General features: G+C 72.4%; 21 protein-coding genes and 1 pseudogene. 13 read left to right on the top strand and 9 right to left on the bottom strand.

The window, feature by feature from the left end:
* Positions 1-47 precede the first annotated feature (47 nt).
* From pflA to AB0K18_RS10210, 3 genes are all read right to left on the bottom strand, one after another.
* Positions 48-812 carry a pyruvate formate-lyase-activating protein gene (gene pflA / locus AB0K18_RS10220; RefSeq protein ID WP_364912652.1) on the bottom strand — a complete coding sequence of 255 codons (765 nt, stop codon included), beginning with the start codon at positions 810-812 and terminating at the stop codon, positions 48-50.
* Positions 809-3,049, bottom strand: coding sequence for a formate C-acetyltransferase (gene pflB, locus AB0K18_RS10215; protein WP_364912650.1), 2,241 nt, complete (start codon positions 3,047-3,049; stop codon positions 809-811). Before pflB ends, pflA begins: the two co-directional genes overlap by 4 nt.
* Positions 3,050-3,311: 262 nt before the next feature.
* Positions 3,312-3,761 carry a hypothetical protein gene (locus AB0K18_RS10210; RefSeq protein ID WP_364912647.1) on the bottom strand — a complete coding sequence of 150 codons (450 nt, stop codon included), beginning with the start codon at positions 3,759-3,761 and terminating at the stop codon, positions 3,312-3,314.
* A gap of 191 nt (positions 3,762-3,952) precedes the next feature.
* Between AB0K18_RS10210 and gap the strand changes: the two genes are divergently transcribed.
* The 4 genes from gap to AB0K18_RS10190 all read left to right on the top strand — a co-directional run bounded on the left by gap (position 3,953) and on the right by AB0K18_RS10190 (position 7,215).
* Entirely contained in the window at positions 3,953-4,936 is a 984-nt protein-coding gene (gene gap, locus AB0K18_RS10205; RefSeq protein WP_364912645.1) for a type I glyceraldehyde-3-phosphate dehydrogenase, read from the top strand.
* A 197-nt stretch (positions 4,937-5,133) separates the two neighbouring features.
* The gene (locus AB0K18_RS10200; protein WP_364912642.1) at positions 5,134-5,976 is read left to right on the top strand and encodes a universal stress protein; all 843 of its coding nucleotides are present in this window, start codon (positions 5,134-5,136) and stop codon (positions 5,974-5,976) included.
* Between the two features lie 92 nt (positions 5,977-6,068).
* Entirely contained in the window at positions 6,069-6,725 is a 657-nt protein-coding gene (locus AB0K18_RS10195) for a CBS domain-containing protein (protein ID WP_364912639.1), read from the top strand.
* A gap of 346 nt (positions 6,726-7,071) precedes the next feature.
* Positions 7,072-7,215 carry a hypothetical protein gene (locus AB0K18_RS10190; protein WP_364912637.1) on the top strand — a complete coding sequence of 48 codons (144 nt, stop codon included), beginning with the start codon at positions 7,072-7,074 and terminating at the stop codon, positions 7,213-7,215.
* A 7-nt stretch (positions 7,216-7,222) separates the two neighbouring features.
* On the opposite strand, the gene AB0K18_RS10185 is transcribed toward AB0K18_RS10190, so the two are convergent.
* On the bottom strand, positions 7,223-7,864 hold the full coding sequence (locus tag AB0K18_RS10185; RefSeq protein WP_364912635.1) for a response regulator transcription factor: 642 nt from the start codon (positions 7,862-7,864) through the stop codon (positions 7,223-7,225).
* Between the two features lie 146 nt (positions 7,865-8,010).
* On the opposite strand from AB0K18_RS10185, the gene AB0K18_RS10180 reads away from it, so the two are divergent.
* The 9 genes and pseudogenes from AB0K18_RS10180 (at position 8,011) to AB0K18_RS10140 (ending at position 16,067) form a co-directional block, all read left to right on the top strand.
* On the top strand, positions 8,011-8,961 hold the full coding sequence (locus AB0K18_RS10180; protein ID WP_364912632.1) for a sigma-70 family RNA polymerase sigma factor: 951 nt from the start codon (positions 8,011-8,013) through the stop codon (positions 8,959-8,961).
* Positions 8,962-9,175: 214 nt separating this feature from the next.
* Positions 9,176-10,078: an ABC transporter ATP-binding protein gene (locus AB0K18_RS10175; protein ID WP_364912629.1), complete on the top strand. Its 903-nt coding sequence runs from the start codon at positions 9,176-9,178 to the stop codon at positions 10,076-10,078.
* Positions 10,075-11,634, top strand: a complete 1,560-nt coding sequence (locus tag AB0K18_RS10170; RefSeq protein WP_364912626.1) for an ABC transporter permease — start codon at positions 10,075-10,077, stop codon at positions 11,632-11,634. The genes AB0K18_RS10175 and AB0K18_RS10170 overlap by 4 nt, the downstream gene beginning before the upstream one ends.
* 43 nt (positions 11,635-11,677) lie before the next feature.
* The gene (locus AB0K18_RS10165; protein WP_364912623.1) at positions 11,678-13,372 is read left to right on the top strand and encodes a GAF domain-containing protein; all 1,695 of its coding nucleotides are present in this window, start codon (positions 11,678-11,680) and stop codon (positions 13,370-13,372) included.
* A 100-nt stretch (positions 13,373-13,472) separates the two neighbouring features.
* The gene (locus AB0K18_RS10160) at positions 13,473-14,309 is read left to right on the top strand and encodes a universal stress protein (RefSeq protein ID WP_364912620.1); all 837 of its coding nucleotides are present in this window, start codon (positions 13,473-13,475) and stop codon (positions 14,307-14,309) included.
* A 289-nt stretch (positions 14,310-14,598) separates the two neighbouring features.
* Positions 14,599-14,961, top strand: coding sequence for a hypothetical protein (locus AB0K18_RS10155; protein WP_364912618.1), 363 nt, complete (start codon positions 14,599-14,601; stop codon positions 14,959-14,961).
* A gap of 208 nt (positions 14,962-15,169) precedes the next feature.
* Positions 15,170-15,508, top strand: a pseudogene (locus AB0K18_RS10150) (aldo/keto reductase); the annotation flags it as partial.
* A gap of 151 nt (positions 15,509-15,659) precedes the next feature.
* Entirely contained in the window at positions 15,660-15,887 is a 228-nt protein-coding gene (locus AB0K18_RS10145) for a hypothetical protein (RefSeq protein WP_364912615.1), read from the top strand.
* A 96-nt stretch (positions 15,888-15,983) separates the two neighbouring features.
* Positions 15,984-16,067, top strand: coding sequence for a universal stress protein (locus tag AB0K18_RS10140; protein WP_364912747.1), 84 nt, complete (start codon positions 15,984-15,986; stop codon positions 16,065-16,067).
* A gap of 9 nt (positions 16,068-16,076) precedes the next feature.
* Here AB0K18_RS10140 and AB0K18_RS10135 read toward each other — a convergent pair whose 3' ends face one another.
* From AB0K18_RS10135 to AB0K18_RS10115, 5 genes are all read right to left on the bottom strand, one after another.
* Complete coding sequence (locus AB0K18_RS10135; RefSeq protein ID WP_364912613.1) at positions 16,077-17,435, bottom strand: DUF4389 domain-containing protein; 1,359 nt, start codon at positions 17,433-17,435, stop codon at positions 16,077-16,079.
* A gap of 142 nt (positions 17,436-17,577) precedes the next feature.
* Positions 17,578-18,261, bottom strand: coding sequence for a CBS domain-containing protein (locus AB0K18_RS10130; protein ID WP_364912610.1), 684 nt, complete (start codon positions 18,259-18,261; stop codon positions 17,578-17,580).
* The gene (locus AB0K18_RS10125; protein WP_364912608.1) at positions 18,258-18,863 is read right to left on the bottom strand and encodes a CBS domain-containing protein; all 606 of its coding nucleotides are present in this window, start codon (positions 18,861-18,863) and stop codon (positions 18,258-18,260) included. Before AB0K18_RS10125 ends, AB0K18_RS10130 begins: the two co-directional genes overlap by 4 nt.
* 2 nt (positions 18,864-18,865) lie before the next feature.
* Positions 18,866-19,546 carry a CBS domain-containing protein gene (locus AB0K18_RS10120; protein ID WP_364912605.1) on the bottom strand — a complete coding sequence of 227 codons (681 nt, stop codon included), beginning with the start codon at positions 19,544-19,546 and terminating at the stop codon, positions 18,866-18,868.
* An 87-nt stretch (positions 19,547-19,633) separates the two neighbouring features.
* Positions 19,634-22,225 (bottom strand): GNAT family N-acetyltransferase, encoded by a 2,592-nt coding sequence (locus AB0K18_RS10115; RefSeq protein WP_364912602.1) that lies wholly within the window; start codon positions 22,223-22,225, stop codon positions 19,634-19,636.
* Positions 22,226-22,351 lie beyond the last annotated feature (126 nt).

The raw sequence follows: 22,351 nt of genomic DNA, 5'->3' as shown, positions 1-22,351 counted from the left end.
CGGATTCGGAGGAATGCGGGCGGCCGCAATGCCCTGTTCCGTCATGGTCAGGTGCTCAGGACGCCGTGCGCGCGGAACTGGCCGTGCACGCGGTCCAGCAGTTCCCGGCCCGGCGGTTCGACGTGCGCGAGGGGGAAGCGCAGGCCGAGGCGCTCGTACTTGGCGCTCGCCATGCGGTGGAACGGCAGCACGTCGACCCGTTCGACGTTGCCGAGCCCGGCCACGAAGCCCGCCAGCGCGTCCACGTTGGCGGGCGCGTCCGTCAGCCCGGGGACCAGCACGAACCGGATCCACGTGGGCCGGCCCAGGTCGGCGAGCCGGCGCGCGAAGCGCAGGGTGGGCTCCACCGGCCCGCCGGTCAGTCGGCGGTAGGTGGCCGGGTCGTAAGACTTGATGTCGAGCAGGACTAGGTCGGTGTCGGCGAGCATGGCGTCGGTGGCGCGCACGCCGAGCAGGCCGGAGGTGTCCAGGGCGGTGTGCAGGCCGCTGTCGTGGCAGCGGCGCAGCAGGTCGGTGGTGAAGGCCGGCTGCATCAGCGGCTCGCCGCCGCTGACGGTCACGCCACCGCCGGCGACGGAGATGAACCGCCGGTACTTGCCGATCTCGGTCATGATCTCGCCGGTGGTGACCCGGCGGCCGTCGCGCATCCGCCAGGTCTCCGGATTGTGGCAGTACAGGCAGCGCAGCGGGCAGCCGGCGGTGAAGACCACGAAGCGGGTGCCGGGGCCGTCCACGCCGACCGACAGGTCCCAGGAGCTGATGACGCCCGTACCGGACCGGTGGACGGCCGGAGGGGTCACGGCGCTGCTCACAGGGCACCGTGGAAGGTGCGGTTGACGACGTCGCGCTGCTGCTCGGGGGTCAGGCGGACGAAGTTGACCGCGTAGCCGGAGACCCGGACGGTGAGCTGCGGGTAGCGCTCGGGGTGCTCCATCGCGTCCAGCAGCACGGCCCGGGTGAGCACGTTGACGTTCATGTGGAAGCCACCGGCGTCGACATAGCCGTCCAGCACGCCCACCAGGTTCGTGACGCGCTCCTCCGGCGTGCGGCCGAGCCCGTCGGGGGTGGCGGTGCTGGTCAGGCTGATGCCGTCGAGCGCCTGGTCGTAGGGGAGCTTGGCGACCGACAGGGCCGAGGCGATCACGCCGTGGCGGTCGCGGCCGTTCATCGGGTTGGCGCCGGGCGCGAACGGCTTGCCGGCTCGGCGGCCGTCTGGCGTGTTGCCGGTGTGCCTGCCGTACACGACGTTGGAGGTGATGGTGAGCACGGACTGGGTGTGCTCGGCCCCCCGGTACGCGCGGTGCTCGCGGATCTTCGCCATGAACGAGCGGACCAGCTCGACGGCGATGGCATCGGCCCGGTCGTCGTTGTTGCCGTAGGCCGGGTAGCCGCCCTCGATCTCGTAGTCCACGGCCAGCCCGCCCGCGTCGCGGATCACCTTGACGCGGGCGTGCTTGATGGCCGACAGGCTGTCGGCGGCGACGGACAGGCCGGCGATGCCGCACGCCAGCGTGCGCCTGACCGGGTGGTCGTGCAGCGCCATCTCCAGGCGCTCGTAGGCGTACTTGTCGTGCATGTAGTGGATGATGTTGAGCGCGTTGACGTACGTGCGGGCCAGCCAGTCCATCATCCGGTCCAGCGCCTTCGACACCTCCTCGTAGTCGAGCACGTCGCCGGTCAGCGGCGGGTGGGCGGGGCCCACCTGGTCGCCGGTGAGCTCGTCACGGCCGCCGTTGATCGCGTACAGGAGGGTCTTGGCGAGGTTGACGCGGGCGCCGAAGAACTGCATCTGCCTGCCCACGGGCGCGGCCGACACGCAGCAGGCGATGGCGGTGTCGTCGCCGGTGCGGGGCCGCATCAGCTCGTCGCTCTCGTACTGGATGGCGCTGGTCTCGATGGACAAGGTCGCGCAGAAGCGCTTGAACGGCTCCGGCAGCCGCGGCGACCACAGGACGGTCAGGTTGGGCTCAGGGGCGGGACCGAGGTCGCGCAGGGTCTGCAGGAAGCGGTAGCTGGTACGCGTGACCAGCGGGCGGCCGTCCGCGCCGATGCCGCCGATCGACTCGGTCACCCAGGTGGGGTCGCCGGAGAAGAGCTGGTCGTACTCGGGGGTGCGCAGGAACCGGACGATGCGCAGCTTGATGACGAAGTCGTCGATGAGCTCCTGCGCCCGCTCCTCGGTGATGCGGCCTTCGGCCAGGTCGCGTTCAAGGTAGACGTCGAGGAAGGTGGAGGTGCGGCCGAGTGACATGGCGGCGCCGTTCTGCTCCTTGATGGCGGCCAGGTAGGCGAAGTACAGCCACTGGATCGCCTCGTGCGCGGTGGCGGCCGGGCGGGAGACGTCGTGCCCGTAGGCGGCGGCCATCTCCGTCAGCTCATCGAGGGCGCGGAGCTGCTCCGACAGCTCCTCACGGTCGCGGATGACGGCGTCACTCGCGTCGAGGTCGTCCAGGGAGCGCAGCTCGGCCCGCTTGGCCTCGATGAGCCGGTCCACGCCGTACAGGGCGACGCGGCGGTAGTCGCCGATGATGCGGCCCCGGCCGTAGGCGTCCGGCAGGCCGGTGATCACGCCGGCCTTGCGGGCCCGCAGGATCTCGGGGGTGTAGGCGTCGAACACGCCGTCGTTGTGCGTCCTGCGGTACTTGGTGAAGATCTCCCTGACCGCCGGGTTCAGCTCGTAGCCGTAGGCGGCCAGGCCGTTCTCCACCATGCGCAGCCCGCCCGCCGGCATGATGGCCCGCTTGAGCGGGGCGTCCGTCTGCAACCCGACGATGAGCTCACGCTCCCGGTCGATGTAACCGGGCCGGTGGGCGGTGATGGAGGACGGCGTCGAGGCGTCCACGTCATGGATGCCGCGCCGCCGCTCCTCCGGGAACAGGCCGCTCACCCGATCCCAGACCGCAAGGGTCCGCTCGGTGGGGCCGGACAGGAAGTCCGCCTCGCCGGCGTAGGGCGTGTAGTTGGCCTGGATGAAGGCACGGACGTCCACCCTGTCCCGCCAGGCCGTGCCCGCAAAGCCGCGCCAGGCGTCGAACGCGATCGCCGTCATGGCTCCCCCTTCGCATCGGGTGTCCGCCTTCACCCTCCCTGATCCAGGCGGCGCGTACGGCGGCCAAAGGGCACCTCTGCGGGGGACCAAGGTCCTTTCGCGCCGGTGACGGACGGCCCTGGGGAGCGGACCGGGTCGTGCAGCAGCCTGACCGGCATGCCGGCCGGCTTCACCCTGGTCCACGAACGTGCTGCTCGCGCTCGACCCGGCCAAGGCCCCTCGTCCCGGGGGACCGGGGCCTCCGACCCGGCGGCGGCTTTCGTCAGCCGCAGTGGACCCCGAACGCGGCATCGCCGGTGCGGTACCAGTCGCCGTTGTAGGTCAGTTGACCGTCCGCGTACACGCACGTGTTCTTCAGGTAGAGCTTGACCGGGCCCGCGTAGTAGCGGTAGTTGGCGGTGCTGTTGAGCGCCGGGTCCCTGACGATGCGGGAGCCGCCGTCGCTCAGCATGACCTTGATGTGGTGCGCTACGCCGTCCCACGCGGCCTTGGCCCGGGCGATGGCGCAGTTGTAGCCGTTGGAGGGGTTGTAGTAGAGGTCCAGACTGCCGCCGACGGCGTCGCCGTAACGCATGGGGTACGACGACAGGAAGTTGTACCCGGATCCGCAGCTGCCGCCGGTGGCGGAGGCGGGCTGCGCCGCCACCGCCGACAGCGGGATGGTCACGACGCATGCCGCCAGGACGGCGGACAGCTTGCTACGCAGGGACATGTGGGGGGCCTTTCGCGCGGGTGCTCACAAACTCGCGCGATCTTACTTCATGATCCACTCAGCGCGCTCGACTCTAGTGACCGGTATGTCCGAGGGCAGGTGGCGGCGGTCCTCATGGGGGGCCGAAGGTCCCTCGCTCCGGGGGACCGTTGCCTCTGACCCGCCTCCCGGCGCCGCCGGACGATGACGGCATGAGAATCGGAATCAACGGCTTCGGCAGGATCGGCAGGGCCGTCCTGCGCCGCGCGCTGCGCACCGACCTAGAGATCGTCGCGATCAACGACATCACCGGTCCCGACACGCTGGCCCACCTGCTCGCGTACGACTCCACGTACGGGCCGCTCGACCTGCCCGTCGCCGCCGGCCCCGGCCTGATCGACGTGGACGGCCGCACGATCGCCGTCAGCACGGAACGCGACCCCGCCGCGATCGGCTGGCGAGACCACGACGTGGAGCTGGTCATCGACGCCACCGGCCGCTTCCGCACGAGGGACGCCCTGGCCGGCCACCTGAAGGCGGGCGCCCGCAGGGTGCTGCTGTCGGCTCCCGGCAAGGGCCTGGACGCCACCGTCGTGCCCGGCGTCAACGACGCCGTCTACGACCCGGACCGCCACGAGATCGTCTCGCTGGCCTCCTGCACCACCAACTGCGTCGCCCCCATGGTCAAGGTGCTGCACGAGCGCTTCGGCCTCGTACGCGGCTTCATGACCACCATCCACGCCTACACCGGCGACCAGATGCTGCTGGACGCCCCGCACAAGGATCCGCGCAGGGCCCGCTCCGCGGCCGTCAACATCGTGCCCACGACCACCGGCGCCGCCCGCATGGTCGGCCAGGTGCTGCCCGAGCTTGACGGCAGGCTGGACGGCGTCGCCATCCGCGTGCCGGTCGAGGACGGTTCGATCACCGACCTGTCCGCCCAGCTGACCCGCCCGGTCACGGTGGAGGAGGTCAACGACGCCTTCCACGCCGCCGCCCGCGACGAGCTGCCCGGCATCCTGCGCTACAGCACCGCCCCGCTGGTCTCCCGCGACGTCATCGGCGACGCGTCGTCCTGCGTGTTCGACGCGCCCCTCACCCAGGCGGGCGGCGAGCTGGTCAAAGTCTTCGGCTGGTACGACAACGAGTGGGGCTACGCCAACCGGCTCGTCGAGATGGCCCAGCGGATGACCTGAGCCCCGCCATGAACCCCCACCTTGCCATCACACTCCGCTTCGACGGCGGCGGAGCGGGCCGGCGCCGTCGTGCGGCGGACGCATGCGGCTGCCCCCAGTGGAGCCTCGGGGTCCTTCGTCCCACGCACCGCGGACTTCCGGCTCTGCATCACCCGCACGCGCGCAAGGTCCGATGGAGAGGTGACGAAGGAGGGAACATGATCATTGTAGGAGTCGACGGTTCCGTCGCCGCACGGGCCGCCGTGGTGTGGGCCGCAGGTGACGCCGCTCGCAGAGATGTGCCGCTGCGCATCGTGCACGTGACCGACACGTCCTGGTACCTGGTGGGCAGGCGCCCCACCGCCGTGCTGCCCGACTCCCTGCACAAGGAGGGGCGGCGGGTGCTGCGGGAGGCGGAGGCCCTCGTACGCGAGCGGCAGCCGTCCGTCGAGGTCACCACACGCGAGATGGAGGGCACCCCCTCCCAGGCGCTGTGCGAGCAGGCGCGGGGCGCGATCACCCTGGTGGTCGGCAGCCGCGGGCTCGGCGGGCTGTCCGGCGCGCTGCTGGGCTCGGTGAGCGCGCACGTGGCCGGGCACGCCCCCTGCCCCGTCGTGGTCGTGCGGGCCGAGCGCCGGCCCGTGCGCGGCGAGGTCGTGGTCGGCGTGGACGGTTCCCCGGACAGCGCGCCCGCCTTGGTCTACGCCTTCGAGCAGGCGCAACTGCGCGGCGCGGCGCTCCATGTCGTGCACGCCTGGCAGCCGGCGGTGCACGACTTCACACCGCAGACCGCCCGCGACGCCGCCGAACTGCGCGCGTCCCGGCAGCAGGCCGTCCGCGAGCAGGTCAAGATCGCCGGCCAGGGCCACCCCGGGGTGACGGTGGTCGAGCACGTGCGGTCCACGCACCCGGTGGACGCGCTCATCACGGCGGCCGGGCGGGCCGACCTGCTGGTGGTGGGCTCGCACGGGCGCGGCGCGCTGGGCGCGGCGCTGCTCGGCTCGGTCAGCAGGGGCGTGCTGCACCACGCCGGCTGCCCGGTGGCCGTGGTCCGCCCGTGAGGGGACCTTCGGCCCTGCGGCCAAGGACGTACGCCGCTGACCGCGCGAGCCGCGCCGCGGAAGCGTGAGAGGTGACAAGGGAGGTGGACGTCATGTCGATCGAAGTCAAGGACGTCATGGGCCGGACGGCCGTCACGGTGCTCGTGCAGGCGTCGTTCGGGGAGATCGTCGCCGCGATGCGGCGGTACGCGGTCGACGCGGTCACGGTGATCGACGCCGAGCGGCGGCCGATCGGCGTGGTCTCGGAGGACGACCTGTTGCTCAAGGAGATCGACCCGGTGCGGCACAGCGTGTCGATCTTCGAGTCCCGCAGGCGGCGCCGCGCGCACGACAAGGCCGCCGCCGTCACAGCGGGCGAGCTGATGACCGCGCCGGCCATCACCGTCACGCCGAGGACGAGCGTGCGGGACGCGGCGCAGCTGATGCACGCCAGGCAGATCAAGCAGCTTCCGGTGATCGACGTGGTGACCGGCCGCGTCATCGGCGTCCTGCGCCGGCGCGACGTGCTGCGCGTCTTCAACCGCCCGGCCGCCGAGCTGGAGAAGGACGTGCGCACCGCGCTGCCGGAGGGCGTCCCGTTCACCGTCGAGATCGACGCGGGCGTGGTGACGGTCGGCGGCCGGGTGCGCCGGCGGTCGCAGGCGATCGCGCTGGCCGAGGCCGTCCGCGCCGTCGAGGGCGTGGTGGACGTGGTCAGCGAGGTGGTCTGCGACGAGGACGACTTCGTCGTCGTCCCGCCGCTGATGTAGGCGCGCCGCCATGGACACCGCCATGGAGGTGCGGGACGCCAGCTCCCGGACGTCGGACGACGTCCGGGACGTGCTCGTCCCGCCGCGCCGCGGGCGGCCGTGGACGCCATCGCGTGCGGCGGCGTCGTCGCCGTCAAAGGGCTGGGCGGCTTGCTGTCGCCCGGAGTCTGCCACGGCATGCCGGACATCGGGGTGTTCCTGCCGTACACGCCCCTGCACCACCTGCTGCTGGACGCGCTGCGCCGCCCCCTCGTTTGGTCACCAGCGCCGGCCACGCCGGCCGGCCGGTGGGATCTCGGGGCTCGCCGTCGCCGCCGAACACCGGCTGCGGCCGCCGTTCCTCTGCGTGGCCACCGGCGTGCTGGCCCGGCTCGCGGCGGCGGGTTTCGAGCCGTACATCGGGGAGCGGGTGCCGGTCGACGACGCCGGCATCAGCTACGGGCAGGCGGCGGTTGCGGCGGTTGCGGCGGCGCGGCTGGCACGCGAGTGAGGCCCCGTCAGTCCTTGCGGTCGGCCCGCAGGCGGGCGGCCAGAGCGGCGGCCTGGGTACGGCGCTGCATGTCGAGCTTGGACAGCAGGTTCGAGACGTAGTTCTTGACGGTCTTCTCGGCCAAAAACATGCGCTCGCCGATCTGCCGGTTGGTCAGCCCTTCCCCGATGAGGTCGAGGATGTGGCGCTCCTGCTCGGTCAGGGCGGCGAGCGGGTCCTTCTTGGCGGCCTGGTCGCGCAGCCGCTGCAGCATGGCGGCCGTGGTCTGCGGGTCGAGCAGCGACTGTCCCGAGGCGACCGTGCGGACGGCGCCGACGAGGTCCGAGCCGTGGATCTGCTTGAGCACGTAGCCGGCGGCGCCCGCCATCACGGCGTCGAACAGGGCGTCGTCGTCGGCGAACGAGGTCAGCATCAGGCACGCCAGCCCCGGCACCCGCGAACGCACCTCGCGGCAGACGTCCACGCCGTTGCCGTCGGGCAGGCGCACGTCCAGCACCGCCACGTCGGGCGTGAGCGCCGGGATGCGCGCGATCGCGGACTCGGCGGTGCCTGCCTCGCCGATCACCTCGATGTCGTCCTCGGAGTCCAGCAGGGCGGCGACACCTCGGCGGACGACCTCGTGGTCGTCGAGGAGGAACACACGAATCATGTCTGTGACGCTACCGAAGCGGCGGCCCCGCCGAAAGGACGAAAGTCCTCGTTTCAGCCGGGCGAACGTCCACCCGCGTCGGGCCCTACGGCGCTGGGCGGGCGGCGATCTCCGGCGTGTCCTTGAGAGGACACGAAGGAGGAGCCATGACGCTCGTCGATGTGCACCCACCCGCACGCCGTCCGCAGGCGGACGCGGGCGCCCCGGCGGACCCGGTGCACGACTATCTCGCCCGCATCGGCCGCACGCGGTTGCTGACCGCCCCCGAGGAGGTCCGCCTCGCCGAACGTATGGAGGCGGGCGCCGAGGCCGCCCGTCTCATCCGGGAGGGCGCCGGCGAGCCGGGGCTGCGGGACGTCGCCGCCGACGGCCTAACGGCCCGCCGCCACCTGATCGAGGCGAACCTGCGGCTGGTGGTGTCCATCGCCAAACGGTACGCGCACCGCGGCACGTCGCTGGCGGACGTGATCCAGGATGGCAACCTCGGCCTGATCGAGGCCGTCGAGCGGTTCGACCACCGGCGCGGCAACCGGTTCTCCACGGTCGCCACCTGGTGGATCCGCAAGGCCATCCAGCGGGGCCTGGAACACGCGTACCCCGTCCGGCTGCCCATCGCCATACAGCGGGAGCTGGCCGAGGTCGCGCAGGCGGAGGGACGGGCGACGCACCGGCTGGAACGCGTCCCGACCGAGCGTGAGGTGGCCGAGGAGTCGGGTCGCAAACCCGCACGGCTCGCCTTCCTGCGGCAACTGCCCGCCACCTGTGCCAGCCTCGACGTCGAGGCCGGTGCGGACCGCCACCACTACACCCTCGGGGACCTCATGGAGGACGACCGCACCCCGGCCGTCGCCCACCAGGCCGAGCAGCGGGCGCTGAAAGCGGTGCTCGACCCCCTCGTGGCCGGGCTCGCACCCCGGCAGGCGCTCATCATGCGGATGCGCTACGGCCTGGACGGCCACGCCCCGCACACCGCCCGGCAGATCGCCGAGAAATTCGGGCTCACCCCGCAGTGGGTCCGCCAGCTCGAGCAGGAGTCGCTCGGGAGGCTGCGCCGCTCCGGCCGCCCGTACGGCCTGCGCGCCTGGGTGAGCAGGTGACGTCGGAGGTGCCCGGCCGGCGCATGAGCGTCCGGCTCGTCGAGGTCGAGCCCACGGAACATGCGCCATCCTGCGCCACGCGCCGCTCAAGGACTTTCGGCAGGTCGCCGCACAGGTCCTCGTGTTCCAGATCACGGCCCGTAGAAGGGGTCTTTCGGCCCTGTGCGAGCTCCGGGGTGCGTCCGACGCTGGAGGTGCAGGAAAGGAGCGGGCCATGTCAGCGGTGATCGTCGAAGGACTGCGCAAACGGTACGGCACCGTGACGGCCGTGGACACCGTGAGCTTCACCGTCGAGCGCGGTGAGGTGTTCGCGCTGCTCGGCCCTAACGGGGCGGGCAAGACCACCACGGTGGAGATCCTGGAGGGACATCGGGAGCGCGACGCCGGCGAGGTGTCGGTGCTCGGCTTCGACCCCGCCACCGGTGGCCGGGCCTACCGCGAGCACATCGGGATCGTGCTCCAGGAGGCCGGGTTCGAGGAGGAGTTCTCCGTCTTCGAGCTGGTCCGCCTGTACGCCGGCTTCTACCCGCGCCCGCGCGACCCCGACGAGACCATCGAGCAGGTGGGGCTGAAGGACAAGCGGGACGCGCGCGTGCGCACCCTGTCGGGCGGGCAGCGCCGCCGCCTGGACCTGGCGCTCGGCCTCGTCGGGCGGCCCGAGATGCTGTTCCTCGACGAGCCCACCACCGGCTTCGACCCGTCTGCCCGCCACCACGCCTGGGAGCTCATCGACGGGCTGCGTTCGTCCGGCACGACGATTCTGCTCACCACCCACTACATGGACGAGGCCCAGCACCTGGCCGACCGGGTCGCCGTGCTGCGCGCGGGCCGCGTGGTCGCCACCGGCGCCCCCGGCACGCTCATCGCGGCGGAACGCACCAGCGTGCTGTCCTTCCGCCTGCCCGAGGGCACGGCCACCACTGACCTGCCGCCACTCAGCGGCCACGTCGAGGCGCGCGGCCCGGCCGTGTCGCTCGCGACCGCCGAGCCCGCCCGCGACATGCACGCGCTGACCGGATGGGCGCTGGAGCACGGCCACGAGCTGACCTCCCTCACGCTGGCCCGCCCGTCGCTCGAGGACGTCTACCTCGACCTGGTCGGCGAGGCGACGTCATGATCGGGCGGCTGGCCTGGCACGAGACCAGGTCGTTCCTCCGCACGCCGATGGCGGCCGTCTTCACCGTCGCGATGCCGCTGCTGATGACGGTGATCATCGGGGCGAGCCTGGGCGACCAGCTCGTCCGGCCGGGCTCGGACGTGCGGGTCATGCAGTTCGTCGTCCCCGTCATGGCGGTGTTCGGCCTCGCGCAGGGCTGCTTCGGCGCCCTGGCCATCCGCATGGCGGAGCTGCGCGACCGCGGCTGGCTCAAACGGCTGCGCGGCACGCCTGTGCCCGCGTGGGCGGTGCTCGGCGGGCTGGCGGGGGCGTCGCTGGCCGTCGGAGCGGCGACGGTGGCCGTGCAGCTGGCCGTGGGCGTCGTCTTCTACGACACGCAGGTGGTGTGGCGTGCGGTGCCCGCGCTGCTGCTCGCCCTGCTCGCCGGGGCGGCGTGCTTCACAGCGCTCGGCTTCGCCGCGGTCGCGCTGGTACGCAGCGCCGCGGCGGTGCAGCTGCTCGGCACCGGCCTGCTGCTGGCACTGGCGTTCATCTCCGACGTCATCCTCGTCGGCGCTCGCCTGCCCGCCTGGCTGGACGCCGTGGGCTGGGTCTTCCCCCTACGGCATCTGGCCCACGCCGTGCGGGACGCGACGAACCCGTTCCTGCCGGGAGCGGGCTTGTCAGGCGATCACCTGCTGGTGCTGGTGGCCTGGGGGATCGGCGGCGCGGCGCTGGCCGTGTGGCGCTTCGGATGGGAACGCGCCCCGGCCCGGACGGCCGCCACGCCGCGCGGGCGGCCGGCACGCCCGCGGGGCCGCCCCTCGTCCATGTCGCTGCCGGCCGGGCAGGCCGTCCACGCGCTGGTCCGGTTACGGCGGGATCCGGCCACCGCGTTCTTCACGGTGATCCTGCCGGTGCTGCTCCTCGTGCTGATCTCGCTCATCTTCCCCGGAGCCCAGGTGTCGGGGGTGCGGCTGCCGGTGTTCATGCTCGGCGCGATGATCACGTACACGGTGGGCGTGGCCTCCTACGTGAACATCGCCGAGACGATCTCCGGCGACCGCGAGCGCGGCGTGCTCAAGCGGCTGGCCGGCACCCCGCTGCCGGGCTGGGCCTACCACGCAGGCAACCTCACCAACGCACTCCTGGTGACCATCGCCACCGCCCTGACGTTGGCGCTGGTGACGGCGCTCGGCTACGGCGTGCGGATCGAGCCGCGCGCGGTGCTCGGCATGCTCGCCGCGATCGTCGCCGGAGCAGCGTGCTTCTCCGTGCTCGGCGCCCTCGTGGTGGCCCTGGCGAGCAGGCAGCAGACGGTCAACGCCATTACCCTCGGCACCTTCCTGCCCCTGGCCTTCGTCTCCGACGTCTTCGTCATCGGCGAGCTGCCCGCCGTGCTGCGCGGCGCCGGCGACGTCCTGCCGCTCAGGCACGTCTCCCACGCGATCCTCACCGTGCTGGACCCGGCGGGCCGGCCGTGGCCGTGGGCGGACCTCGCCGTCGTGGCGGCCTGGACGGCGGCCGGGATCGCGGCGCTCGCCGTCGTACGCGCCCGGCGAAGGACCACTCCATGATCACGCCTAGGCAGCGCGACACTCCGGTGCCACACTGTTCGGCGTGGAGGATGAGCGCAATCCGCTGATGCCGCAGATGCGGCTCGACGAGCTGCTCGCGGAACTGCAGACCAGGCTGAACGCCGTGCTGGCCACCCGCGACCGGGTGCACGCCCTGCTGGAGGCCGTCGTCTCGGTGGGCAGCGACCTCGATCTGGAGACCGTGCTGCGCCGCATCGTGGAGACGGCGACCAAACTGGTCGACGCCAGCTACGGCGCGCTCGGCGTCGTCGGGCAGGAGAACACCCTCCTCCAGTTCATCCCGGTCGGGCTGAGCGAGGAGGAGATCGCCCGCATCGAGCACTGGCCGCACGGCCTCGGCCTGCTCGGCCTGCTCATCAAGGACGCCAGGCCGCTGCGGCTGGCCCGCATCTCCGACCACCCCGAGTCCTACGGCTTCCCGCCCGGCCACCCGCCCATGGGCAGCTTCCTCGGCGTTCCGATCCGGGTGCGCGACGAGGTGTTCGGCAACCTCTACCTCACCGAGAAGCGCGGCGGCGCCGAGTTCGACGAAGAGGACCAGGCGGTGGTGATCGCCCTGGCCACCGCGGCGGGCGTGGCGGTGGAGAACGCCCGCCTGTACGAGGAGTCGCGCAGCCGCGAAACCTGGCTGCAGGCGTCCTCGGAGGTGACCACGAGCCTGCTGTCCGGCGCGGACCAGCGGGAGGTGCTGAGAGTGGTGGCCGCTCGCGCCCGCCAGATGAGCGACGCGGACGCCGTGCAGGTGCTGCTGCCGGACGCGGAGGGGCACTCGCTGCTGGTGGAGGTCGCCGAGGGCGACGGCGCCGGCGACCTGACCGGCGTCTCCTACGAGATGTCCACCACGCTCGCGGGCGACGCCTTCACCCAGGGGGAGCCGATGGACAGCCCCGACCTGCAGACCGCCCCCTACCAGGGTTCGCCTCTCGGGCGGCTGGGCTACGGTCCAGGGCTGATGGTTCCGCTGGGGGCGGCGCCGGACGTGCGCGGGGTGCTGGCGATGGCCAAGCGCAGCGGGCGGCTGCCGTTCAGCCAGGCGACCCGGCAGATGCTCCAGGCGTTCGCCGGGCAGGCGGCGATCGCGCTCGAGCTGGCCGAGGCGCGCCGCGACGCCGAGCGGCTGGGCCTGCTAGAAGACCGCGATCGGATCGCCAGAGACCTGCACGACGTGGTCATCCAGCGGCTGTTCGCGACCGCGATGACGCTGATGAGCGCGGTCCGGCTGGTGGAGCGGCCCGAGGCGTCGAAACGGCTGCAGCACGCCATCGACGAGCTGGACGAGACCATCAGGCAGATCCGCTCGTCCATCTTCGCCCTGCAGGGCTCGCCCGCCGACGCCGTGCCGAGCCTGCGTGCGCAGATCGTGGACCTGGTGGAGGGCGCGGGCAGCCACCTCGGGTTCATGCCGGGCCTGCGCATGGAGGGCCAGATCGACACGCTGGTGCCCGAGCCGGCCGCCGAGCACGTCCTGGCCGTGCTGCGCGAGGCGCTGTCCAACGTGGTCCGCCACTCCCACGCCACCCGCGCCGAGGTGTCCGTCGAGGTCGGCGCCGCCACCCTCACCCTGATCGTCAGCGACAACGGGGTCGGGGTGGGCGACGACGACCGGCGCAGCGGCCTGCGCAACATCGAGGAACGGGCCGGTCGGCTGGGCGGCACCGCTCACCTGGAGTCGCCCGACGGGGGCGGCACGCGGCTGCGGTGGCAGATCCCCCTGTAGCACCCGCGATGGGGACCAAAGTCCCGCCGGTCCGGGAGGGATGCCCCTACGCTGCGCGTTCGGTTCGCGGGAGGGTGGAAGCAGCCCTGAGGAGGCTGCGATGGACACGGACGAGCTCGGTGTGGTGGTCGGCTACGACGGATCCCCGTCGGCGGGGGAGGCCCTGCACTGGGGCGCCGCCGAGGCCGACGGCAGGGGAGTGCCGCTGACGGTGTGCCACGCGTGGGAGTGGCCGCACCACGAGTGGCCCGGCGAGCTGGTGCCGCTCGAACTCGTGCGCCGCCCCGCCCAGCGGCTGGTCAAGGCCGCGGCGTCCTGGGTCGCGCGGCACCATCCCCGCGTGCCGGTGAACACGCTGACCGGCCGTGGCTCCCCGGCCGCGCTCCTGACGGACCTGGCCGCCGGCGCCGCACTGATCATGGTGGGCAGCCGGGGGCACGGCGCGCTGTACGGGATGGCGGCCGGGTCGGTGAGCGGTCAGGTCGCCGCCCGCGCCGCGTGCCCGGTGATCGTCATGCGCGGCGACGCGGAGGAACGCGGTGCCCGCGAGGTCGTGGTGGGCTTCGACGGCAGCCCGGCGTCGCTGGCCGCGCTGCGCTTCGCCGCTGAGGAGGCGTACCGGCTGGGCAGCCCGATCCAGGTCGTGGTCGCGCGCAGCGAGCGGCACAGGGACACCGACACGCAGGAGCAGCGCATCCAGGCGGAAGGGCTCGCATGGAACGAGCTGACCGGCCGGCAGCGCGCCTGCCCGGAGCTGCGGGCGAGCGTCGAGCTAGTGGACGAGCCCGCGCGCCGCGCGCTGCTGGAGGCGGCGCGCAAGGCCCGCCTGTTGGTGGTCGGCGCGCGCGGCGTGGGCGAGGTGCGCGGACTGCTGCTCGGCTCGGTCAGCCAGGCCATGGTGCACCACGCGCCCTGCCCCGTCGCCGTAGTCCACTGACCGAGGCGGGATCAGGCGCCGTGGGGGTTTCTTGGGTGTTCGCTGCCCTGATCGAAGACGGACGCGGGCATGACCGCCGCATGGCAGACCTTCCCTTGCACGACCGCGCGGACTTCGACGCCGCCGAGCGCGGTTTCATCGCGAGCTTGTCACCCGCCCTGATCACGGCGGCCGACGGCAAGGTCGTCTGGGACAACGACGCGTACGCTTCCTCGACGGCGACTGTCGGTGGTCCAGGGGTCCTGGTCAAAAGCGCTCATTGCTGTCCAATCTCATGTCGTGAGAGGGCATGCCGGATACGGTGAAGGGGTGGAGGCAATCGGCTTGGTGGTCGCCATCGTTAACGTGGTCTGGCGAGTGGCCCGTTCCGCACGCCTCGGCGCACACCGACGAGGTCGTCGAGAGCTGGTTCGGTGAGGCCGGCGCCTTCCTCTTCGGCCGCACGAGCTTCGATCTGCTCGGTGGGTATTGGCCGAAAGTCACCGAACCTGACGACTACCGGCTGCTCCAGTACCCAGTCGTCGTCGGGACGGGGAAGGGCCTGTTCCCGGACGGATCGACGCCCGCGACGTTCACGACCGTGGACGAGTATTCGCGCGTGCCGCCCGGCGGTGTCGTCTCGCCTCTGATCTCAACTTCGTACAGGCCCTAGACGAGTGAGTCCCAAGTCCTGGGCCGGTGATCAGACATGAGTAGAGGGTGTTCAAGATCTTGTTGTGACGCAGGACCTGAACACCCTCTTGACCGCACTCTACGTGAAGATCGACGATGAATTGAAGGGACCGCGATGGACGGGCCGCCCCCGGTGCTGACCGACTCCGAGCTGGTGTCGGCTCGCCCCGGAGGGCGGGGTGGTCTTCGACGGGCATCCCGGCTACGTGACCGCCGCCTGCGACGCCAGCCTGCGCCGCCTCGGGGTCGACCACATCGACCTTTATTACTGCCACCGCCATGACACCTCCGTGCCGATCGAGGACACCGTCGGCGCGATGGCCGGTCTGGTGACGGCGGGCAAGGTGCGCGCGATCGGGCTCAGCGCGGTCGGTCCGGACATCCTGCACCGGGCGTCCGCCGTGGCGCCGATCTCGGCCCTCCAGAGCGAGTACTCGCTGTGGGCTCGCGAGGTGGAGCAGGAGGTGCTGCCCGCCTGCCGCGAGCTGGGCATCACCTTCGTCCCCTACAGCCCGCTGGGGAGAGGAGGGACTGGACCCCGATGACGGCTGCCCGGTTCGGCGAGATCAAAGATGCCCGCCGTCTCGAAGGACTCGCGTAGCGGACGCCTGCGCTGCCCAGCTCGATCTCGCCGGCGACCGACCGCTGCCGCATCTCCACCGCGCTCAGTCTGACTCGTTGCGGCGCGGCGGGCAGAAGGCGCTCAACGAGGCGCTCGCCCTCGTCCACGAGCGCCAGCCCGGCGTCGAGGTGACGACGTTGCTGGAGGAGGGGACGCCGGCGACTGTCCTGCGCGAGCAGGCCAAGGCGGCGGTCACGCCTACGCCGAGAACCGGGAGGAGCGTACGGCGATGGTCGAGGAGTTGCCGCGGCCGTTCGCCCGGCGGCACCCAGGCGTCACCGTGACCCAGGACCTCCGCTACGCCGACCCGATCGAGACGCTCCTCGAGGCGTCACAGGAGGCGGACCTGCTGGTCGTCGGCTCCCCACGGGCGCGGCGCTCTGACCACGGCCCTGCTGGGCTCGGTCAGCAAGGGCGTCCTGCACCACGCCCGCTGCACGGTCGCCGTGATCAGAACACACTGAGCCCCGACGTCACCCCTCACGGCGCGGGGCGGCGAGGCGGATGCCGGTCAAGACGAGGGCGACGCCGGCGAGCAGCAGGACCGCCGCGGCGATCGCCAACCCCCATGTCAGGCGGCCCAGCCAGGGCAGCGTGGCCGCCAGGGTGAGGTCGGTCGTCACGTCGGGCGCGGCGTCGGCGTTCATGAGGACGGCGGTCCACTCGCCGGGCCGGATGTCCCACATCAGCGACCCCGTCCCGGTGGCGGCCCAGAAGGTCTGGGCGGTGGGCGGCGTCGCGGGGGCCGCGCCGGGACGGCGGTCGTAGCCGGCGCCGCCGGGCAGGCCGGACAGGTGCGTGATGCGCTCGTGCGCGACGTCGCGCAGGTAGGCGGTGGCGTCGTCTCGCCGGGCGATGCCGATGAACAGGCCTGGGTCGGTGGTCTCGACGCGGACGCGGCCGATGGTCTCGTGGAGGAACGGCAGGTCCTGCCCGGCGACCGAGAACTGCCCGGTGGTCAGGGCGTAGGTGGGGGTGGTGACGTACGTGCTGGGGGCGCTGATGAAGCCGGCGGCGTCACGGGTGCCGTTCACCAGGGCCGATCCGGTGGCGGTGGCCGCGGTGGCGAGCCCGGCGAAGGCCAGCAGCGCGCCGAGGGTGATGGCGACCATCGAGCGGGCGCCGTGGCGTACCGGGGTGGGTGCGGGGCGCCCGTCCGCGTCCGGGGTCTCGTGGCCGCCCTGCTCCAGCCGGAACGGCGGGTACGCGTCGGTCATCAAAGTCGCGTACGCGGCCACCCGCAGCACCCACCGGTTCATGCCGACGACGAGGTCGTGCACACCCTTCGGGTAGCGGCCGGTGAACAGCAGGGACAGGGCGGCCACGAGCACCAGCAGCCCGATCAGCCCGCCCCAGTCCAGCGTGTACAGCACGCCGCCGCCGTCGGGCAGGTCGCCGCGCCAGGAGATCAACCTGCCGCTGGTGAACAGGCCCACGATGAGGTAGTGCGGGATGGCCAGCAGCCACCACTTGACCAGCACCAGCCCGCGCGAGAGTCGTTCGGGGTAGGCGATCTCCAGGGTGGCCGGATAGTCCGGAGCCGGGCCGAGGGTGAACGGCGGGTAGCGGTCGGTGGCAAGGGCGCCGTAGGTGTAATACGCCACCCGCCAGGTCCAGCGCAGCACCCCGACATTGAAGTCGAACAGCGCGCGCGGATATCGGCCGGTGAACAGGATCGCGAAGAACGCGATGACGGTGAGGGCCGCGAACGCGGTCCACAGCAGGCTCAGCACGACGTAGTGGGGTATCGCCAGGAGCCACTTGACGATCCAGAGGCCCCGGTTGAGCGGCTCGTCGAGCCGGGCCTCCACCCGTACGGGATAAGCGGTCATACCTTGAGCGCAGCACCGCGCGGGAGGCCGGTCCACGGACGAAGGTCCCGACTTCGCGCGCTGACCGGCATCGGCCACGGGCGTTACCGGCACGACGACGCCGTCGCAGGGGAAGCCCCGCGACGGCGTGCGCCGTACCCGGTCAGGCGCCGCCCCAGATGGGCAGGTCGGCGATGTCGTCGTGCTTCCAGCTCAGGTCGTCGCGCACGGCGACCACGCCGTCGATGTTCTCGGCCAGGCGGACGGCGGTGACGGCCTGGCTGCGCTCGGGGTACGTCCCGGTGAGGGTGACGACGGCCTCGCGCACCGCGACCTCGGCCCTGCCGTGCAACGCCTCGCGCACCTCCCGCTCGATGTCCTCGTCGCGCCGGAGGAAGACCTTGATGAGGTCGCGGCGGGTGACGATGCCGGCCAGGCGGCCGTCGGCGTCCACGACAGGGAGCCGCTTGACGCCGTGGCGGTCCATCAGCCGGGCGGCCGACACCACGGGCGCGTCGGGGGTGGTGACGTGGGCGGGCCTGGTCATCAGCGCGCCGGCGGTCTCGCCGAGCGACTTGCGGTAGCCGCTGCCTCCGGTGCCGGCCGCCTGCCGGATGCGGGCGCGCAGCGGCGGACGGTAGTCGTCGCCGTGGTAGCGCTCCTTGAACTCCTCCTTGGCCAGCAGATCGGCCTCGGACACGACGCCCAGCACGCGGAGCTCGCCGTCCAGCACGGGCACGCCGCTGACGCCGCGGCTGATGAGCAGCTCAGCAACGGTGTGGAAGCTCGCGTTCTCGTTGACGGCGGCCACGTCGGTGGTCATCACGTTCTCGACGGTGGCGGTCATGGCGTCCTCCTGATGTGCTTGACCCGGATGATGCCGGGGACGGTACGGGCGAGCACATCGGCGATCTTGTCCGCGTGCTCATGGGGCGGGCCGCTCAGCTCGGCGACGCCGTCGCGGACGGTGACGTCCCAGCTCGGGCCGAACGGGTACTGCTCGCGCAGCGCCTCCACCACGGCCTCGCGCAGCTCGGCGTCGGGGCGGGCGAGCATCGCCATGAGGTCGCGGCGGCTGACCATGCCCACGACGCGGTCGCCGTCGACCACGGGCAGGCTCTTGATCCGCTCGCCGACCATGAGGCCGATGGCGGTGGTGACGTCGGTGGTCTCGGTGACGGTGACCGGCCGGCGGGTCATGACCTCCATGACGCGGCGGGGCGGCGCCTCCTCGGCCGCCGGCGCGGGACGTACGGTGGCGCGCGGGTCCGGCTCGAACTCCCCGTGCAGCAGGTCCAGCTCGCTGACCACGCCGACCAGCCGGCCGGAGTCGTCCACGACGGGCGCGGCGGTGATGTCGTGGCCGTACAGCACCCGGATGGCCCGCCGCACCGGGTCGGTGCGGCGGACGGTGATGGCCGGGCTGCTCATGACCTCGCGCACGAGCATGACTACTTGGCCTCCCACGTGGAGTCGTCCTGCTTCCAGGTGAGCTTGTTGACGACCTCGACCACGCCGTTGACGCGGCCGGCCATGCGGGCGGCGATGGCGGCCTCGGTGCGGCGGTCCATCCAGCCGGACAGCGTCACGACGCCCTGCCGGATCTCCACCTGGACGCCGTCGGTGTCCACCCACAGGTTCCTGTCGAGTACCTCGTCGCGGATCTCGGCGGCGATCCCCGCGTCGTCGCGCAGGAAGAGCTTGACCAGATCGCGGCGGCTGACGATGCCGGCCAGCCGGCCGTCGTAGTCGACGACCGCGAGCCGCTTGACGTCCCGCTCGTTCATCAGGCGCGCGGCCTCGACCGCGGACGAGGCCGCGGTGATGGTGACGGCCGGGCTGGTCATGAGGTCTCTCGCGGTGTCGCCCTCGGCCTTCTGCCTGCCTTTGGGGTGGCGCAGCCGGGCGCGCAGCGGGGGCCGGTAACCCTCGCGGTAGTACTGCTCCCGGAATTCCTCCTTACGCAGCAGGTCGGCCTCCGAAACCATGCCGAGCACGTGCCGGTCGTCGTCGGTGACCGGCACGGCGCTGACGCCGGCCGCGATGAGCGTCTCCGCGATCTGCTTGAACGGGGTTGCGGCGGATACGGCGACGACCTTCTCCGTCATCACGTCCGCGACGGTCATGCGCATGATGCCCTCCTTGTTGGTTACCTCCATCACACGCCGCGAAAGCGGCGCCGCTCAGAGGCGAAGGTCCCGAACGGAACCGGCCGTTGGTCAGCGCAGCCTTCGCAGCAGCGCCGAGGGCGGCGGCTCGCAGGGCGCCACCCTGATCCGGGCGTCCACCGTGACCGCGCCGTCGCCGGTGACGATGACCGGGTTGAGGTCCAGCTCGGCCACCTGAGGCAGGTCGTCGAGCAGCCGCCCGACGCGGGTGACCTGGTCGGCCAGCTCCTGGACGTCCATCGGCGGCGAACCACGGTAACCGTGCAGCAGGGGCGCGCAGCGCAGCTCCTCGAGCATCGCGGCCGCGTCGGTCACTGGTGGGACGCGGAAGGCGCGGTCGGCCAGCAGGTCGGCGAGCACCCCGCCCATGCCCACCATGACCAGCGGGCCGAACGCCGGGTAGCTGACGCCGCCGACGATCATCTCGACGCCGGCCGGCAGCATGGGCTGGACGATCGCGCCGGTCATCTCGCCACCGAGGCGGGCGGCCATCTCCTTGTAGGCCTGGCGCACGTCCTCCTCGGTGCGCAGATCCAGCCGGACGCCGCCCACGTCGCTCTTGTGCACGGGGCCGACGGCCTTGAGCACCACCGGCAGCCCGGCCCGCCGGGCGGTCTCGGCGGCGGCGTCGGGGCCGTTCACGTCCAGCGACTCGACCAGCCGCACCCCGTAGCAGGCCAGCAGCCGCGTGGTTGCGGCGGGCGAGAGCCAGCAGCCGCCGGGGGAGGCGGCCAGCTCCGCCTCGACGATCTCCCGCGCGGCGCGATCCGCCACCCGCACAGGCACCGGCGGGGACTCGGCGGGACGGCGACGCCACTCGGCGTAGTGCACGGCGCGGGCGAGCGCGGCGACGGCCTGCTCGGGGAACCCGTACGACGGGACCCGCCCGTCGATCAGGTCGTCGTGGCCGACGACGCAGGCCAGCACGGTCTTCGTCGCCGTCTTGGTCGCCTCGGCGATGGCCCGGCGAGTCTCCTCCAGGCCGGAGCCGAACGGCGGCGTGTAAACGATCAGGACCGCGTCCACCTCGGTGGAGGAGGCCAGCGCCGCGACGGCGTCGCCGATCTCGCCGGCGGTGGCGTCGGCGGTCAGGTCGACGGGGTTGCCCAGCGCCGCGGCGGCCCGAGCATGGAACAGGCCGGGCGGCAGCTCCGGTACGGCCAGGCCGGCCCGCTCGCAGGCGTCGGCGGCCATCGCCTGCGGCCCGCCGGAGTTGCCGACGATGGCGACCCGGCTCCCCCGGGGGAGCGGCTGGGCCGCGAGCAGCTTGGCGGTGTCGATCAGCTCGTGCACGTCGTCGAGCCGGATGACGCCGGCGGCGCGGGTCAGCGCGTCCACCGCGACGTCGGGGGTGGCCGCGGCGGCCGTGTGCGAGCGCACGGCCCGGCCGCCGGCGCCGCCGCGGCCGCTTTTGACCAGTAGCACCGGCTTCTTCCTGCCGACCCGGCGGGCGATGCGGGCGAACTTGCGCGGATTGCCGAACGACTCCAGATACAGGGCGATCACGTCGGTGCCGGGGTCGTCCTCCCAGTATTCGAGCAGGTCGTTGCCACTCACGTCGGCCTTGTTGCCGACGGAGACGAACGACGACACCTCCAGCCGGTCCAGCAGCGCCGCCCCGACCGCGCCCGACTGCGACAGCAGCGCCACCCGCCCCTGGACCGGGCGGTGCGGCAGGAAGCTGGCGTTGAGCCGGGCGGCGGTGTTGACCACGCCAAGGCAGTTCGGGCCGACCAGCCGCATGCCCGCCGACCGGCAGATCCGCAGCAGCTCGCCCTCCACGCCGCGCTGCCCGGTCTCGGCGAACCCGGACGTCAGCACCACCAGCCCGGCGACCCCCGCCCGCGCGCAGTCCTCGGCCACCTCCAGCACGTGCCGGGCGGGCACGGCCACCACGGCCAGATCGACGCCGTCGGGCACGCGGGCATGGCAGGTCAGGCCGGCCACCTCGGCGGCGTTGGGGTTGACGGGGTGGATCGGCCCGTCGAAACCGCCGTCGATGAGGTTGCGCAGCACCTTGTGGCCCACCGCACGCTCGTCGCGGCTCGCGCCGATCACGGCCACTGAGCGGGGGGAGAGCAGCCGGGCCAGCGACGCCCGCGCCGCCTCGTGATCACGCGCCTCGATGCCGGCCCTGAGCCGCTCCGTGGGCCGGGCGGCGATGTCGATGTGCGTCATGCCGCCCTCGAACCGCCGGGCCACGTCCAGGCCGAGATCGTGCAACACCTTGATCATCGGCCGGTTCTCGGCCAGCACGTCGGCAACCAGCGTGCGCACGCCGTGCTCGGCGGCGTCCAGGGCGACGTGTTCGAGCAGCAGCGTGCCCAGCCCGTGGCCCTGGACGGCGTCGTCGATGAGGATCGCCAGGTCGGCGCTGCCGTCGTCGATCGGGATGTACTCCGCGACCGCGACCAGCCGGCCAAGCAGCGCGGCCACCAGCGCCCGCCCGGGGTAGGCGTCGGAGGTGATGCGATCCATGTAGGTGTGGGCGGTGCTCCGGCCGCCGGTGAAGAACCTGAGATAGGCCGAGCGTTCCGAGGAGCGCTCCACCAGGTCGTGCAGGGCCGCCCGGTCGCCGGGACGCAGCGGGCGTACGTGGGCGATGCCGCCGTCGCGCAGCAGGACGTCGTAACCCTCGGACATGATGGCCTCTCCCGATCCTCGAAGTCATGCTTGACGCCTTCGAGGCTCGCGGGGCGCCCCGCGCGGCAGGCAGAGCCGGACGGCCCGCCTCCTGATGCCGAAGGTCCCTGCCCGGCGCGCCACCGC

Origin of the sequence: Nonomuraea sp. NPDC049421, from assembly GCF_040677005.1 — a bacterium.
Classification (GTDB): Bacteria; Actinomycetota; Actinomycetes; order Streptosporangiales; family Streptosporangiaceae; genus Nonomuraea; species Nonomuraea salmonea.
The sequence above is the reverse complement of the archived record's forward strand: the minus strand, read 5'-3'. Positions and strand labels throughout refer to the sequence as shown.